This window comes from Streptomyces sp. NBC_00286, from assembly GCF_036173125.1.
Lineage (GTDB): Bacteria > Actinomycetota > Actinomycetes > Streptomycetales > Streptomycetaceae > Streptomyces.
Map to the genome: position 1 here is coordinate 7,726,931 of NZ_CP108054.1, position 15,648 is coordinate 7,742,578.

Genomic DNA, 15,648 nt, shown 5'->3' on the forward strand with positions numbered 1-15,648 from the left:
AAATGTGCGGCTCCGCCGCGCGGGCGCGACCAGCCACGACGGCCCCTCAGCCAAAACACGACCCATGGGGGCCTTGGGGCGAAGCCCCCAGTTCCGGGAAAGGGCGGGGCTGGGGAAAAGAAAGCCACGAAGCGGGAGCAACGATGAGTAACCAGCAAAGCCCGATCAAGGTCATGGTGGTAGACGACCACCCCATGTGGCGGGACGCCGTGGCTCGCGACCTGACCGAGGCCGGCTTCAACGTAATGGCCACGGCAGGCGACGGCGACCAGGCAATACGCCGAGCCCAGGCAGCCACCCCCGACGTACTGGTACTGGACCTGAACCTCCCCGCCAAGCCCGGCGTACAGGTCTGCAAGGAACTAGTCGGAGCCAACCCAGCCCTACGCGTCCTCGTCCTCTCCGCAAGCGGCGAACACGCCGACGTCCTGGAAGCAGTCAAGTCAGGAGCCACCGGCTACCTCCTGAAGTCCGCCTCCACGGAGGAACTCATCGACGCGGTCCGCCGCACAGCCGCAGGCGACCCCGTCTTCACCCCCGGCCTAGCAGGCCTGGTCCTGGGCGAGTACCGCAGACTCGCCTCCGAGCCCGCCCCCGCCCCCGGCGCAGACGAGCCCAAGGCCCCCCAGCTGACCGACCGCGAGACGGAGGTCCTGCGCCTGGTAGCCAAGGGCCTGAGCTACAAGCAGATCGCCGAACGCCTCGTGATCTCCCACCGCACCGTCCAGAACCACGTCCAGAACACCCTCGGCAAACTCCAGCTCCACAACCGCGTAGAACTCGTCCGCTACGCAATCGAGCGAGGCCTCGACGACGAGTAGACGAGTAACCAAGAGCCAAGCCACCGCCCGCCCAGCCGTCAGCCGCGAACAACCGGCACCGAGTCAACCCATCCACCCGGCACCCACCTTCGAGTGAACCTCGAAGATCAATCTCCGCACAATTCACCGGAATTGACCTTCCGCCCCATGCCTAAGTGACCTGGATCACTATTAGCGTGACCTCCATCAGGCAACCGCGGCGAAGGGACTTTTCCAATGCGGGTCGGAGTACTGACCGGAGGCGGCGACTGCCCCGGACTCAACGCCGTCATCCGAGGCATCGTCCGCAAGGGCGTGCAGGAGTACGGCTACGACTTCACCGGCTACCGGGACGGCTGGCGCGGTCCGCTGGAGGGCGACACCACCCAGCTCGACATCCCCGCCGTACGCGGCATCCTGCCGCGTGGCGGCACCATCCTCGGCTCCTCGCGCACCAACCCCCTCAAGGTGGACGGCGGCATCCGCCGGATCAAGGAGAACCTCGAAAAGGACGAGGTCGACGCCCTGATCGCGATCGGCGGAGAGGACACCCTCGGCGTCGCCGCGAGCCTCTCCGACGACTACGGCGTCCCCTGCGTAGGCGTACCCAAGACCATCGACAACGACCTCTCGGCCACCGACTACACCTTCGGCTTCGACACGGCCGTCAACATCGCCACGGAGGCCATCGACCGCCTCCACACCACCGCCGAGTCACATATGCGTGTCCTCGTCGTCGAGGTCATGGGCCGGCACGCGGGCTGGATCGCCATCCACTCCGGACTGGCCGGCGGCGCCAACGTCATCCTCATCCCCGAGCAGCCCTTCGACGTCGACCAGGTCTGCGCCTGGGTCACCTCCCGCTTCAAGGCCTCGTACGCCCCGATCGTCGTCGTCTCCGAGGGAGCGAAGCCCAAGGACGGCGACATGGTGCTCAAGGACGGTTCTCTGGACGAGTTCGGGCACGTCCGGCTCTCCGGCGTCGGCGAATGGCTCTCCAAGGAGATCGAGAAGCGCACCGGCAAGGAGGCCCGTACGACCGTCCTCGGCCATGTGCAGCGCGGCGGCACCCCCAGCGCCTTCGACCGCTGGCTCGCCACCCGCTTCGGCCTGCACGCCATCGACGCGGTCCGCGAGGGCGACTTCGGCAAGATGGTCGCCCTGCGCGGTACCGACATCGTGCGCGTCCCGATCGCTGAGGCCACGGCCCGGCTGAAGACCGTGGACCCGAAGCTGTACGAGGAGGTCGGCGTGTTCTTCGGCTGAGGCCGCCCGACACCCCGTACGCGACCTACACGGCGGGGCGCCGCTCGGAGACCGTGCCGGTGCCCCGCAGCTGACCGATCAACTCCCGTACGACAGCGGTGCCGTTGAGGCTCAGCACCGACTCCGGATGGAACTGCACCCCCGCGAACCCGGGCCCACGCAGCCCGTGCACCTCCCCGCTGTCACTCCGGCTGACCTCGACACCCTGCGCCGCCAGCTCCGCCGCGCTCTCGTCGTCGCAGCGCGCCACGAAGCTGTTGTAGAAGCCGACGGTCTCCGTCCGCCCGAAGAGGTCGATCTCCGTCTGCGCACCCTGGTACGGGACTTCCTTCCGTACGATCTCCAGGCCCAGCTCCGCCGCGATCAGCTCGTGCCCGAGGCAGACACCGAGCACACGGTGCCGGTGACCGCCGATCACCTCGGTGGTGAGCCCGCGCAGGAACGCCATCTTGGGATCGGCCGTGTCCGAGGGATCGCCCGGACCGGGACCAAGCACCAGCGGCCCCTCATGCGCCAGAACCGCCTCCCGCAGCCCCGGCTCGTCGTACCGCCGCACGGACACCTCGAGACCCGACGAACGCAGCAGATGCGCGAGCATCGCCGTGAAAGTGTCCTCCCCGTCGACCACCAGCGCATGGCCCTCCAATTCGGCCGAACGCTCCTGCATCCGCAGCCAGAACGGCGCCAGCGAGGACCGCCGCCCGTCGAGCGCGGCCCGCACCCGCGGATCGTCGGCCAGCCGGGGCCGTACGCGCTCCTCGGCCCGCCTTCCGGGCCGTACCCCCAGAGCGGCCAGCACCCCCGCCGCCTTCGCATGCGTCTCGGCGACCTCGCTCGCCGGATCGGAGCCACGGACGAGCGTGGCACCGACCGGCACCCGCAGCTTTCCGTCGGCGTCGATGTCGGCCGTACGGATCAGAATGGGGGAGTCGAGCGTCTGGGCACCGCCGGAGTCCCGGCCGACGAGCGCCAGCGCCCCGGCGTAGTACCCGCGGCCACCCACCTCGTGCCGCTCGATCACCCGGCAGGCGTTCTGCACCGGCGACCCGGTGACGGTCGCCGCGAACATCGTCTCGCGCAGGACGTCGCGCACATCGAGCGACGACCGCCCCCGCAACTCGTACTCCGTGTGCGCGAGATGGGCCATCTCCTTCAGCCGCGGCCCGATGACGACCCCGCCCATGTCGCCGACCGTGCACATCATCTTGAGCTCCTCGTCGACGACCATCGACAGCTCCTCGATCTCCTTGCCGTCGGCGAGGAAGTCCAGCAGATCCTCGGGAGTCGGTCCTTCGGCCGGATAGCGATACGTCCCGCTGATCGGGTTCATGACCACCGTCCCGCCCGCCATGCGGACGTGCACCTCGGGACTCGCCCCGACAAGCGTCCGCTCTCCGGTGTGCACCACGAAGGTCCAGTACGCCCCCCGCTCCCCGACGAGCAGCCGCCGGAACAGCGCGAGCGCGTCCGCTCTGCCGAAGCAGGGGATCTCCCCCTCGTACGTACGCCGGATCACGAAGTTCGCGCCCTCGCCCTGCCCGATCTCCTCCCGCAGCACGCGCCCGACGATCTCCGCGTACTCCTCGTCGTCGACGTCGAAGCCACCGCCCGTCACGTTCACGTCGTGCGCGGGCAGCTGCGACAGGGCCTGGTCCAGGGGGAGTTCGTACGTCTCCTCGGGGGTCAGCACCGAGAGCGGCGTACCGTCGTCGCGGACGTCGAAGCCGCGCTCGCGGATCTGCCGGAAGGGGATGAGGGCCAGGCCCTCGTCGGGAATGTCGGCGAGACGGTCGTACGTGGCGACCGGGCCGAGCAGGACTTCTACGGTGTCGTGGTCGTGTCCGGGGGTACGGCGGCGCAGCAGGGCGAACGGGCGGTCGTCGTGCAGGAGCCGGGTCAGGTGCATGAGTTCCTCTTCCGTCGTGATCGTCGGTGATCGATGCCGATTGATCGGGAGGAACGGCCCTGGTCGTGAAAACACTGAAGGCCGCCCCTCGGGCGGCCTTCGCGAAGTCTTGCGTACGCGCAGTCAGTGGGCCGCCGGGTGAGCGGTCCACCACCAGTTCTGGTTCTGGGTTTTGGTCGAGTGCGCGAACATGTGCGGCACCTTATCCCATACGGAGCCCATGCCGGGGCCCGGTCGCGGGGGCGGTTCACTGCCTCCAGGCTTTGTCTCACCAGTCGAACCGGACGAAAATCGCTCGACACGACCCCGTAATGTTTAGTGGGTGACCGTGAACGCTGATACCCAAGCCGTCGCTGCGCAAGCGACCTGGCGAGACCTGCCCGCGGCGCAGCAGCCCGACTACCCCGATGCCGAGGCCCTGCGCGAAGTGATCGCCGAGCTGGCGAGCTATCCGCCCCTCGTCTTCGCGGGCGAGTGCGACCAGCTGCGCGCCCGGATGGGGGCCGTCGCCAAGGGCGAGGCGTTCCTCCTGCAGGGCGGCGACTGCGCGGAGAGCTTCGACGCCGTGGGCGCCGAGCAGATCCGCGCCAAGTTGAAGACGTTGCTGCAGATGGGCGCCGTCCTCACGTACGCGGCCTCCGTGCCGGTCGTGAAGGTGGGCCGGATCGCCGGCCAGTACTCCAAGCCGCGCTCCAAGCCGACCGAGACCCGCGACGGCGTGACCCTGCCGACGTACCGCGGCGACTCCGTCAACGGCTTCGAGTTCACCGAGGCGGCCCGCATCCCGGACCCCGAGCGCTTGAAGCGGATGTACCACGCCTCCGCCTCCACGCTGAACCTGGTGCGCGCCTTCACCACGGGCGGCTACGCCGACCTGCGTCAGGTGCACGCCTGGAACCAGGACTTCGTGAAGTCGTCCCCCTCCGGGCAGCGCTACGAGCAGCTCGCGCGCGAGATCGACCAGGCGCTGAACTTCATGCACGCCTGCGGGGCCGACCCGGAGGAGTTCAAGACGGTCGAGTTCTACTCCTCCCACGAGGCGCTGCTGCTCGACTACGAATCGGCGCTGACCAGGGTTGATTCCCGTACGGGGCAGTTGTACGACGTCTCCGGGCACATGGTGTGGATCGGTGAGCGCACCCGTCAGCTGGACGGCGCGCACATCGAGTTCGCCTCGAAGATCCGCAACCCGCTCGGCATCAAGCTGGGCCCGACGACGACGGCCGAGGACGCGCTGCAGTACATCGAGCGTCTCGACCCGGAGCGTGAGCCGGGCCGGCTGACCTTCGTCGTCCGGATGGGCGCCGACAAGGTCCGCGACAAGCTGCCCGAGCTGGTGGAGAAGGTCACCGCCTCGGGCGCGACCGTGGCCTGGGTGACCGACCCGATGCACGGCAACACCTTCGAGGCGGCGTCCGGGCACAAGACCCGCCGCTTCGACGACGTACTCGACGAGGTCAAGGGCTTCTTCGAGGTCCACAAGGAGCTGGGCACGCACCCGGGCGGCATCCATGTCGAGCTGACCGGTGACGATGTCACCGAGTGCGTGGGCGGCGGCGACGAGATCTTCGTCGACGATCTGCACCAGCGTTACGAGACGGCCTGCGACCCGCGGCTGAACCGCAGCCAGTCCCTGGATCTGGCGTTCCTGGTGGCGGAGATGTACCGCGACCAGTAGCCCTCCGGTGGGTGCACAGGGCATGCGATGGGGCGTGGATCACATACGATCCACGCCCCATCCCACTTTTACGATGCACCACTGACGGGTAAGGTTAGGTTTGCCTCACCGATAAATCTGCCGATAAGTCGGGATGGCGCGACCTGTCTGTCCCGCTTTTCTCCCGTCGGGTGGTGAACCGCGTGTACGTCTGCAACTGCTTCGGTGTCACCGAGGCGCAGGTGAGGCAGCATGCGGAAGCCGGTGCTTGCACGCCTCGCCAGATCGCGTCGGCCTGCAAGGCGGGCACCGACTGCGGGTCCTGCGTACGACGCATTCAGGCACTGTTGGGCCGGGCCGCGTCCCGCGGTGAGGTCGCCGATCAGGCGCGGTCCGCGCTCGCCGGGGTGTCGGAGCTGGACGAAGCCGCGTAGGCGTGAAGCCGCGTAGGTGGGCGGCTGCTCAGCTGTCCGGCTGTTCGATGAGCTGGGCGATGTAGAGGGCCTCGCCGAGTTTCTCCACCAGTTCCAGCTGGGTGTCCAGGTAGTCGATGTGATGCTCCTCGTCCTTGAGGATCGACTCGAAGATGTTGGCCGAGGTGATGTCGCCCTTGTTCCGCATCACCTCGATGCCGCGCCTGAGGCGGTCGATCGCCTCGACTTCGACCTGCCGGTCGGCCTTGAACATCTCGGTGACCGTCTGTCCGACGCGCACGTGGAAGAGTCGCTGGTAGTTCGGCAGGCCCTCCAGGAAGAGGATCCGGTCGGTGAGCACCTCTGCGTGCTTCATCTCGTCGAAGGACTCGGCCCGTGTGTATTTCGCGAGCTTTGTCCAGCCGAAGTTCTCCTGCATTTTCGCGTGCAGGAAGTACTGGTTGATCGCGGTGAGTTCGGCGGTCAACTGCTCGTTGAGGAATTCGAGGACCTCGGGGTCGCCCTGCATTGCAGAGGCTCCTTCCACGCGGGTAACAGGCAGGATGCGCCGCATGATTCCACCGGCATCTGAGGCCGTCCAGTAAGTGCAGGCTTAGTAGCAGATGCCCGAATCGGGACAGGCCTGGTCATCTGCACCGACTCCGGTCTGTCAGGATGGAGGCATGGGTCAGCCGGTGGAGCGAGAATCTGGAGATGCGGCGCAGTCGGAGCTTCCGCCGGGGCAGCGACTGCAGCGTGGCTGGCCGGTTACGCACTACGGGCCCGTCCCCAAGTTCCGGCCCGAACGCTGGGAGTTCAGGGTCTTCGGCGCCACCGCCGATGGCGAGAAGCACTGCTGGAACCACGAGGAATTCTCGGCCCTGCCGTATACCACCGTCGTGGCCGACCTGCACTGCGTGACGAAGTTCAGCATGCTCGGAGCCGAATGGGGCGGCGTCCCGGCCCGTACGCTCCTGGAAATCGCCCCGCCCGCAGCCACCGTCACGCATGTCATGGTCTGGGCGGAATACGGCTTCAGCTCGAACCTCCGCCTCACCGACTTCGCCGCCGAGCGCACGATCTTCGCCACCCACAAGGACGGCGAACTCCTCACCGCGGAACACGGCTTCCCACTACGCCTGGTGGTACCCCACCTGTACGCCTGGAAGGGCCCCAAGTGGGTCCGCGGCATCGAATACATGACAGCCGACCGCCGCGGCTTCTGGGAAGAACGCGGCTACCACAACATCGGCGACCCCTGGCGCGAACAGCGCTACTCGTACCAGGAGGAGCCGGGGGACGGGCCTGAGCTCTGAGCTCCCGCAGGCGAGTGCTGTCGTTCTGGCCGCGGCGGTAGGCTCATGGCCGGTACCACGACAACTGTGCAGGGAGCCCTCCATGGCCGTGTTCAACGTGATCTTCTCGGAGGCTGCGGCGCGGGTCCGTGACAGCCTGCCGGAGGACCGCCTTGAGGTACTCCAGCGCGGTCTGGCCATAGTGGCCAAGGATCCGCGAACCAAGATCTCCGCGGCCATCTCGGGGGACGAGAACACCCGGTCGCTCGCGCTGACTCACTCCATGGCGATCGAGTACGTCATCAGTGACGGTCTGCTGATCGTGCTAGTGGTCCACCTCGTCGACACGTCACACGTGCTCTTCGAGACGGAGGACTGACCCGGCGCGTAGCCCTCAGCCGTCCCGGAGTTTTTTGAGCCGCTCCACGTCCGCCGCGTGGCCTTCCTTGCCGCCGGGCGTCTCGATGATCAGGGGTACGTCGGCGGTGGCGGGGTGGGTCATCAGGGCGCGGAAGGGGTCCTCGCCGATGTGGCCGGCGCCGATATTCGCGTGGCGGTCCTTGTGGGCGCCGACCACGGCCTGGGAGTCGTTGGCGTGGATCAGTTTCAGGCGGCCCTCGCCGATTGTGTCGACCAGTAGGTCGAGGGTCTGGTGTGTGCCGGTGGGGCCGGTGAGGTCGTGGCCTGCGGCGAAGATGTGGCAGGTGTCCAGGCAGACGCCGAGCTTCGGGTGGGCGTCGAGTGCTTCGAAGTACGGGCCGAAGTCCCAGGTCCGGGAGCAGAGGGACGCGCCCTGGCCAGCGGTCGACTCGATGAGCAGGTCGGGGTCGTCGTCGTGGGTCAGCTCGTCGAGGAGCGGCAGCAGATGCTCTCGTACCTGCTGCAGCGCGACCGCCCGCGTCCGGCCGCCGGTCGCCGAACCGGTGTGGACGACGACTCCCCGCGCCCCGATCGCGCGCCCGCGCCGCAGTGAGTGCCGCAGCGACTCCACGGACCGCTCCAGGGTCGCTTCGGTGTGCGAGCCGAGGTTGATCAGATAGGGCGCGTGGACGTACGCGGGGATCGACCCCGCCGCACAGGCCGCACGGAACTCCTCGTCCTGCCGCGGATTCCCCGGCGGAGTCGCCCAGCCGCGCGGGTTGGCGACGAAGACCTGGACGGTCTCGGCGCCCAGATCACGCGCGTACGACAGGCCTACGGAGGCGAGACCGCCGGCCACGGGGACATGGCTGCCGACGGGGTTGCGGGACTGCGGAGTGCTCACCCGTTCAGGGTGCCATGGGGTCCCGCGCACCCCGTCGGCGGATGCCGATCAGCCCTGGCCGACCCCCGTCACTCGATCTCGATGGTGATCTCTGAGCCCTCCGGTGCCGTCTCGCCACCGGTCACCGACTGGCCCTTGACCGTGTCCCCACCGAAGAGCCCGAGGAAGCCCCCGTCCTCCTTGACCTTGAAGCCGGCGCCCTCCAGCTCCCGCCTGGCGTCGTCGACCTTGTCGCCCACCACGTCCGGGACCTCGATCTGCTTGGGGCCCTTGGAGATCGTCAGCGTGACGGTGTCGCCCTCGCCCAACTGCCGTTCCGGGGACGGCGACTGCCGGGCGACCAGGCCCGCCTCGAACTCGGAGTTGATCTGCTGGGGGGCGATCTCGACCTTCAGGCCCGCGTCCTCGAGCTCCTGCCGCGCGTCGGCGAGCTCGTCGCCCGTGACATCCGGCACATCCACCGGGCTGCCCTTGCTGACGGTGAGCGCGATGGCGGAGCCCGCGCGGCGCGTGGTGCCCGCACCCGGCTCCGTACTGATCACAAAGCCGAAGGTGACCTCGTCGCTGAAGGCCGTGGTGATCATGCCCGCCTTCAGACCCTGCTCCTTCAGTCGCTCCCTGGCCTTGTCCAGCGCGTAGCCCTCCACGTCCGGCACCCGTACGTTCTTCGGGCCCCTGGAGATCGTCAGCGACACCGGGTCGTTGTCACGGATCCGGGCGCCCGCCTTGGGGTCGCTGCTGATGACCGTGCCGCGCTCGACGGTGTCGCTGTACTCACGCTCAACCGGCCCCACATCGAGCCCGGCGCTTGCGAGCCGGTCCTTGGCCTTCGCCTCCGTCATCGCGAGCAGCGGCGGGACCTTCGTGAACTGGCCGGAGTTGATGTACCAGACACCCGCACCGAGCCCGAGAACCAGCAGCACGGCCCCGACGATCGCGAACACACCGCGCCGCGGGAACGGGGCACGGGCACGGCGACGCGAGGGGACGTCGGGAGGCGGGGCCTGAAGGACGCTCGTGTGCTGGACCCCGCGATCGCCGCCGTCCTCGTTCACCGGAAGCGGCCGTGGCATGGACAGCGCACGCGGGATCACGCTCGTACGGTCCTCGCCGATGTCGTGGTCCTCGGTGAGCGCCTGCGGAGGCACCGCGTCCAGCTGCTCGGCGGTCAGCCTGCCGCGCGCGTCGCGGACCTGAGCGAGCAGGGCCACGGCGTCGTGCGGACGTACGTCTGCGCGGCGGGCGGTCGCCGACGCGACCAGTTCGTCGAGCTCGTAGGCCAGGCCCGGCACTTCCGCCGACGGCGGCGGTACGTCCTCGTGGAGGTGCTTGTAGAGCACCGCGGCGGGCGAGTCCGCGAGGTGCGGCCGGTCGCCGGTCAGCATTTCGTAGAGGACGATTCCGCAGGCGTACACGTCGACGCGTGGATCGGCCGTGCCGTGTTCTATCTGCTCCGGGGCCAGATACGACACTGTGCCGAGCACGGACCCCGTCGTGTTGGTGACCGTGTCAACGGCTCGTACGAGACCGAAATCGGCCACCTTGACCCGGCCGTCGTCCCCTATCAGGACGTTCTCCGGCTTCATGTCACGGTGCACGAACCCGGCGCGGTGCGCCCCGCCGAGCGCGGCGAGCACCGGCTCCAGGATGTCGAGCGCCGCCCGCGGCTGCAGGGCCCCGCGCTCGTGCAGTACGTCCCTCAGCGTGCACCCGGCGACATACTCCATGGCCAGGTAGACGTACGGCCCGTCGGTCCCCTGGTCGAAAACCTGCACCACATTGGGGTGCGCGAGTCTGGCCACCGACTTGGCCTCGCGGATGAACCGCTCCACGAACGTGGCGTCCGCGGCCAGCCCGGGATGCATCACCTTGAGCGCGAGCACGCGGTCCAGGCGGGTGTCCACGGCCCGATAGACCGTGGCCATCCCACCGACCGCGATGCGCGCGTCGATGCGGTACCGGCCGTCGAGCACCTGACCGACCAACGGGTCCTGAAGGGTCGTATCCACGCAGGTGAGTGTACGAGCCGACACTGTCAACGCCGCGTGATCGGTGAAGATTCGGGTCCGGACTGCAGCCGAGCTGTGACGAGATCGCAGGTCACACCGGTACCACAGGGCACACCGGGATCAACAGCGCGAGGGGGAGCGCCGCCTCGAGGGCTGGTGGCTGGATCACGCCCGTAAGGCACGGGGCTGTGTCGATATGCGGCTCCGCAGCGTGGACGCGACAGCGCCCCAAAGGGGCGCGGGGAACTGCGCGACAAGCCACGGCGGGCCCGCAGTCGCCCACGAACTCAACCCCCCCGCCCGGTAGGCGCCCCACCCTCCACCCCGCGCCCGGCATGCCCGCCCCCACCCGCCGGAGGCAGCGGCGGGGCCTGGGGCGCAGCCCACAGTTTCGGGAAGGGGCGGGCTTGGGGAAAGAAACCCCCGCCCGCTCAAAACGCCGGCCGCTCCGGATCCAGCCGAGCCAAGCCCTCCGCAGGAGACGACGCCGAGGCGAAGTGGCGGCGAGGAATGCGGCCGGCGAGCCGAGCCAACCGCCCCGCCTCCACCGCGTGCTTCATGGCCTCAGCCATAAGCACCGGTTCCTGAGCCCGAGTAACGGCAGAAGCGAGCATCACCCCCGCACACCCCAACTCCATGGCCAACGCGGCATCGGACGCCGTACCGGCCCCCGCATCCAAAATGACCGGCACGCGCGCGTGCTCCACGATCAACTGAAAGTTGTGCGGATTCCGAATCCCCAGCCCCGACCCGATAGGCGACCCGAGCGGCATGATCGCCGCACACCCCACATCCTCCAGCTTCCGCGCCAGAACGGGATCATCGTTCGTGTAGGGCAACACAGTGAACCCGTCATCCACGAGAGTCTCCGCCGCGTCGAGCAACTCGATCGGATCCGGCAGCAAGGTCCGCTCATCAGCGATGACCTCGAGCTTCACCAGCGAGGTACCCAGCGCTTCCCGAGCAAGCCGGGCGGTCAGCACAGCCTCCCCGGCGGTGTAACACCCCGCCGTGTTCGGCAGCACCCGAATCCCCAGCCGCTCAAGCACAGACAGCACCGACCCCTGCACGGAAGCGTTTACGCGCCGCATGGCCACCGTCGTCAACTCCGTGCCGGACGCGACAAGCGAGCGCTCCAGCACATCGAGGCTGGGTGCCCCACCGGTGCCCATGATGAGGCGGGACGTGAAGGACGCACCGCCGATGAGGAACGGATCGTCGGCCATGGCTCAGCCTCCTTGGACGGCGGTGAGGACTTCGATGCGGTCTCCCTCGGAGAGGCGTGTGTCCGGCCACTGCGCGCGCGGGACGACGGTTTCGTTGAGCGCGGCGGCGACTCCGGAGGGCGCCTTGGTGAGGGTGGCGACCAGTGCGTCGAGGGCGGTGCCGGCGGCGATCTCCTGCCGCTCACCGTTGACGAACACGTTCATGACGATGACGTTCCTGACGAAGGCGTTCATACGGGCTGCTCCGTGCGGGCCGTACTGAAGCGCTTGGGCGTGAACGCCCGGGCCTCTTCCGGGAGTTCACCGGTGGTCAGCAGGTGCGCCATGGCGTCGCCCGTGACGGGGGTGAGCAGAACGCCGTTGCGGTAGTGACCGGTGGCCAGGAGCAGGCCGTCCAGCTCCGTCGGGCCGAGCAGGGGCGCGTTGTCGGGGGAACCGGGGCGCAGTCCCGCGCGGGTCTCGTTGAGCGGGAGTTCGGTGATGCCGGGCACCAACTCATGGGCGTCGCGCAGCAGTTCGTACACGCCGCCCGCGGTCACCGTGGTGTCCCAGCCCAGTTCCTCACTCGTCGCGCCGACGACCAGCTCACCGCTCTCACGCGGCACCAGGTACACATGGCTGCCCCGGACGACGGCCCGCACGGTGCGGCTCAGGAAGGGCGCGTACCGCTTCGGCACGGTCAGCCGCAGCACCTGGCCCTTCACCGGCCGTACGGGCGGCAGCACGGCGTCGGGAACGCCCGCGAGCCGCCCGCTGAGGCTGCCCCCGGCGAGGACGACCTGGCCCGCGGCCAACTCGGTCCCGTCGGTGGTGACGACCCCGGTGGCCCGGTCACCTGCGACCCGGAGCCGTTCCGCCCAGACCCGGTGGAAGACCACTCCGGCCCGCTCGCACGCCGCGACCAGCGCCTTGGCGAGCCGCCGTGGATCGATCTGGTGGTCGCCGTCGACCCTGAGCCCTCCGCGCACGCCCGGCGCGAGCATCGGCTCCAGGCGCCGACACTCGCGCCCGCTCAGCCACTCGGAATCAAGGCCCGACTGGACTTGCAGCGCGTGCAGTTCGCGCAGATGGGCGCGGTCGTCGGCGTCCAGCGCGACGGCGAGCGCACCGCACTGGCGATAGCCGAGGTCCAGGCCCGTTGCCTCGGTGAGCTCGGCGGCGAACTCCGGATAGCGCCGGGCGGACGCCAGATTGAGGCCGAGCAGGGTCTGCTCGCCGTAGTGGAGCTCGGTGACGGCGGCCAGCATTCCGGCGGCCACCTGTGCCGCTCCGCCGCCGGGTTCGGGGTCTACGAGTGCGGTGGTGAAGCCGCGCTGCGCGGCCCGCCAGGCGGTCACCAGGCCGATGATTCCGCCCCCGACGACCAGGACGTCAGATGTGGCAGATGTGTCGGATGTGCTCGACGACGCGTGCGGTGCGAACGATGTACGCGACATGGGCGTCCAGCCCCTCCCTTCGCCGGCATGACCCGGATCAGGTTCGTACGGTCGGAGGCCGTCCCAGCCTCCCTCTCAGCCCGGTGCGTCCGGACTCCCGCGAGTGCTCTACGTTGGCCACCCTAACTCTTCGTGTCATAGCTCAGTAAGGGAGCCGTACCTCATGGCAGGTTCGCTCGACGGTCTCGTTCTCGCCCCGGTCGCGGACCAAGCTCCAGGTCAGGTCGGTACGCGCACCCGCTTCACGTACCACGAGAAGGACGGCGAGATCTGGGCCGAGTACGAGGGCGGCGACGTCGTACGAGGCCACCTCGTGGGTACGCGTGAAGGTGACCGCCTCGACTTCCGGTACGTGCAGCTGAAGCGGGACGGCAGCACCTCCTCGGGGCACTGTGTGTCCCAGGTGGTCGAGCTCGCCGACGGGCGCGTACGCCTGGAGGAGACCTGGGAGTGGGAGTCGCAGGAAGGCAGCGGGACGAGCGTGGTGGAGCAGCTCGCCGACGACCGCTGACGGCTGCGCGGGACGGCATGACGGCTGTGCAGGACGTCACTGATCGCTCCCGCTGACTGACGGAACGTCAGTTGACTATGGTGATCGGGTGAACGAGCAGACGCGGGAACGGAGCCGGACGGCGCGACGACGTGTCGTGATCGCCGGCGCGGGCATGGCCGGCGTGCAGACCGCGGTCGCCCTGCGGGAACAGGGTTTCACCGGCACCGTGACGCTGATCGGCGCGGAGCCGCACCAGCCGTACGACCGCCCACCGCTCTCCAAGGCCATCCTGCTCGGCACGGCCGAGGGCTCCGCCTTCGACGTCGACTTCGAGGCCCTGGGTATCGAGCTGCGCCTGGGGCTCGAGGTAACCGGTGTGCGCCCCCTCGAGCACGGACTCGACACGGCCGCGGGCCCCGTTCCGTACGACGTCCTGGTCATCGCGACGGGCGCGGAACCCATGCGGCTGCCGGGCGCGGAGGGCGTACCCGGAGTGCATCTGTTGCGCACCCTGGACGATGCCGAGCGGCTGCGGCCCGTGCTCGCCCGGCAGCACGACATCGTGGTCGTCGGCGCGGGCTGGATCGGCGCAGAGTTCGCCACGGCGGCGCGCGAGGCCGGATGCGCGGTGACCGTCGTCGAGGCCGCCGACCGGCCACTGGCCGGCGCGCTGCCCGCCGAGGTGGCCGCCCCGATGGCCGCCTGGTACGCGGACAGCGGCGCCTCGCTGCGTACCCACGCGCGCGTGGAGCACGTCGAACCCGGCGCGGTCGTACTGGACGACGGTTCACGGCTGCCGGCGGGCGCCGTCGTCGTGGGTATCGGGGCGCGGCCCGCCACCGCCTGGCTGACCGGGTCCGGGATCGAACTCGGCGCCCATCGTGAGGTGGTCGCGGACGACCATCTGCGCACCTCCGCCCCGGATGTGTACGCGGTCGGCGACTGCGCCTCCTTCCCCTCCCGCAGGTACGGCGAGCGTCTCCTGGTGCACCACTGGGACAACGCCCTCCAGGGGCCCCGTACGGTCGCGGCGAACATCATCGGCGAGACGCCCGCCGCCTACGACCCCGTGCCGTACTTCTGGTCCGAGCAGTTCGGCCGCTTCGTCCAGTACGCGGGCCACCACGCGCGCGCGGACGCCACGATCTGGCGCGGCGACCCGACGGGCCCGGCCTGGTCGGTGTGCTGGCTCCGGGAGAACCGGCTGGTCGCCGTGCTCGCGGTGGGACGGCCCCGGGACCTGGCGCAGGGACGCAAGCTGATCGAGGCCGGAGTCCTGATGAATCCTGAGCTGCTGTCGGACCCGTCCCGGCCGCTGAAATCGGCGAAATCGGCGACCGCGTAGACCGCCCGAGTCCGGCCAACGCACCGGGCGGCGCACGCTGTGGGGTCCAGCGAACGGCCCAGGCTGGGCGGCCACGACTTCCGACTGTCAGTCCGGGATGGCACGCTTAATCCCGTGACCGAGATTGACGCAAAAATCGATGCTCTCGTCCCCGCCTGGCTCACCCTCCCCGACATCGCCGAACAGCTCGGCGTCGAGGTGACCCGTGTGCGGCAGCTGGTCAAGGAAGGCCAGCTCATCGCCGTACGCCGTGGTGAGAACCGAGCGCTGCACGTTCCCGCCGCCTTCATCGACGGGGACAAGGTCGTCAAGGGCCTGACCGGCACCCTGACGCTCCTGAGGGACGACGGCTTCACGGACGAAGAGATGCTGGAGTGGCTCTTCACCCCGGACCCGAGCCTGCCCGGCACCCCCGCGCAGGCCCTCAGCGAGAACCGCGGTACGGAGGTGAAGCGCCGAGCCCAGGCGCTCGCCGTCTGACCTGAACACACCGTCCGGCGTACGGGCCGTGCCCTGCACGGCAGGGTCCGTACGCCAC

The 15,648-nt window shown here is 69.1% G+C and carries 17 protein-coding genes and 1 riboswitch; of the genes, 9 read left to right on the plus strand and 8 right to left on the minus strand.

Annotated elements, in window-relative coordinates; genetic code table 11:
* Nucleotides 1–143 precede the first annotated feature (143 nt).
* The gene (locus tag OHT21_RS34890) at nucleotides 144–821 is read left to right on the plus strand and encodes a response regulator transcription factor (RefSeq protein WP_328772243.1); all 678 of its coding nucleotides are present in this window, start codon (nucleotides 144–146) and stop codon (nucleotides 819–821) included.
* 216 nt (nucleotides 822–1,037) lie between these two features.
* On the plus strand, nucleotides 1,038–2,066 hold the full coding sequence (locus tag OHT21_RS34895) for a 6-phosphofructokinase (RefSeq protein ID WP_328772244.1): 1,029 nt from the start codon (nucleotides 1,038–1,040) through the stop codon (nucleotides 2,064–2,066).
* Nucleotides 2,067–2,091: 25 nt separating this feature from the next.
* On the opposite strand, the gene OHT21_RS34900 is transcribed toward OHT21_RS34895, so the two are convergent.
* Both OHT21_RS34900 and OHT21_RS44845 read right to left on the minus strand, forming a co-directional pair.
* Entirely contained in the window at nucleotides 2,092–3,972 is a 1,881-nt protein-coding gene (locus OHT21_RS34900) for an anthranilate synthase family protein (protein WP_328772245.1), read from the minus strand.
* A 123-nt stretch (nucleotides 3,973–4,095) separates the two neighbouring features.
* Nucleotides 4,096–4,194 carry a trp operon leader peptide gene (locus tag OHT21_RS44845; RefSeq protein ID WP_393414635.1) on the minus strand — a complete coding sequence of 33 codons (99 nt, stop codon included), beginning with the start codon at nucleotides 4,192–4,194 and terminating at the stop codon, nucleotides 4,096–4,098.
* A 100-nt stretch (nucleotides 4,195–4,294) separates the two neighbouring features.
* On the opposite strand from OHT21_RS44845, the gene OHT21_RS34905 reads away from it, so the two are divergent.
* A complete protein-coding gene (locus tag OHT21_RS34905) occupies nucleotides 4,295–5,650 on the plus strand; it encodes a class II 3-deoxy-7-phosphoheptulonate synthase (RefSeq protein ID WP_328772246.1) in 1,356 nt (451 codons plus the stop codon).
* Between the two features lie 173 nt (nucleotides 5,651–5,823).
* Complete coding sequence (locus OHT21_RS34910; protein WP_328772247.1) at nucleotides 5,824–6,063, plus strand: (2Fe-2S)-binding protein; 240 nt, start codon at nucleotides 5,824–5,826, stop codon at nucleotides 6,061–6,063.
* 28 nt (nucleotides 6,064–6,091) lie between these two features.
* Here the strand turns inward: OHT21_RS34910 and bfr are convergent, their stop codons facing one another.
* Entirely contained in the window at nucleotides 6,092–6,571 is a 480-nt protein-coding gene (gene bfr / locus OHT21_RS34915) for a bacterioferritin (protein WP_328772248.1), read from the minus strand.
* 154 nt (nucleotides 6,572–6,725) lie between these two features.
* Between bfr and OHT21_RS34920 the strand changes: the two genes are divergently transcribed.
* Both OHT21_RS34920 and OHT21_RS34925 read left to right on the plus strand, forming a co-directional pair.
* Nucleotides 6,726–7,358 (plus strand): sulfite oxidase-like oxidoreductase, encoded by a 633-nt coding sequence (locus tag OHT21_RS34920; protein WP_328772249.1) that lies wholly within the window; start codon nucleotides 6,726–6,728, stop codon nucleotides 7,356–7,358.
* A gap of 82 nt (nucleotides 7,359–7,440) precedes the next feature.
* Nucleotides 7,441–7,716 carry a hypothetical protein gene (locus OHT21_RS34925; RefSeq protein ID WP_328772250.1) on the plus strand — a complete coding sequence of 92 codons (276 nt, stop codon included), beginning with the start codon at nucleotides 7,441–7,443 and terminating at the stop codon, nucleotides 7,714–7,716.
* A gap of 15 nt (nucleotides 7,717–7,731) precedes the next feature.
* On the opposite strand, the gene OHT21_RS34930 is transcribed toward OHT21_RS34925, so the two are convergent.
* The 5 genes from OHT21_RS34930 to thiO form a co-directional block, all read right to left on the minus strand.
* The gene (locus OHT21_RS34930; RefSeq protein WP_328772251.1) at nucleotides 7,732–8,601 is read right to left on the minus strand and encodes a deoxyribonuclease IV; all 870 of its coding nucleotides are present in this window, start codon (nucleotides 8,599–8,601) and stop codon (nucleotides 7,732–7,734) included.
* Between the two features lie 68 nt (nucleotides 8,602–8,669).
* Nucleotides 8,670–10,610, minus strand: coding sequence for a Stk1 family PASTA domain-containing Ser/Thr kinase (gene pknB, locus OHT21_RS34935; RefSeq protein ID WP_328772252.1), 1,941 nt, complete (start codon nucleotides 10,608–10,610; stop codon nucleotides 8,670–8,672).
* A gap of 431 nt (nucleotides 10,611–11,041) precedes the next feature.
* Nucleotides 11,042–11,836 (minus strand): thiazole synthase, encoded by a 795-nt coding sequence (locus tag OHT21_RS34940; protein ID WP_328772253.1) that lies wholly within the window; start codon nucleotides 11,834–11,836, stop codon nucleotides 11,042–11,044.
* Nucleotides 11,837–11,839: 3 nt separating this feature from the next.
* The gene (gene thiS / locus OHT21_RS34945) at nucleotides 11,840–12,040 is read right to left on the minus strand and encodes a sulfur carrier protein ThiS (protein WP_328774342.1); all 201 of its coding nucleotides are present in this window, start codon (nucleotides 12,038–12,040) and stop codon (nucleotides 11,840–11,842) included.
* A 26-nt stretch (nucleotides 12,041–12,066) separates the two neighbouring features.
* Nucleotides 12,067–13,272 (minus strand): glycine oxidase ThiO, encoded by a 1,206-nt coding sequence (gene thiO / locus OHT21_RS34950; protein WP_328772254.1) that lies wholly within the window; start codon nucleotides 13,270–13,272, stop codon nucleotides 12,067–12,069.
* Nucleotides 13,270–13,383, minus strand: a riboswitch (TPP riboswitch). Its footprint overlaps the gene before it by 3 nt.
* A 52-nt stretch (nucleotides 13,384–13,435) precedes the next feature.
* Here thiO and OHT21_RS34955 point away from each other — a divergent pair.
* The 3 genes from OHT21_RS34955 to OHT21_RS34965 all read left to right on the plus strand — a co-directional run bounded on the left by OHT21_RS34955 (nucleotide 13,436) and on the right by OHT21_RS34965 (nucleotide 15,590).
* Entirely contained in the window at nucleotides 13,436–13,783 is a 348-nt protein-coding gene (locus OHT21_RS34955) for a hypothetical protein (RefSeq protein WP_328772255.1), read from the plus strand.
* 88 nt (nucleotides 13,784–13,871) lie between these two features.
* A complete protein-coding gene (locus OHT21_RS34960; RefSeq protein WP_328772256.1) occupies nucleotides 13,872–15,110 on the plus strand; it encodes an NAD(P)/FAD-dependent oxidoreductase in 1,239 nt (412 codons plus the stop codon).
* A 114-nt stretch (nucleotides 15,111–15,224) separates the two neighbouring features.
* The gene (locus OHT21_RS34965; RefSeq protein ID WP_328772257.1) at nucleotides 15,225–15,590 is read left to right on the plus strand and encodes an Rv2175c family DNA-binding protein; all 366 of its coding nucleotides are present in this window, start codon (nucleotides 15,225–15,227) and stop codon (nucleotides 15,588–15,590) included.
* Nucleotides 15,591–15,648 lie beyond the last annotated feature (58 nt).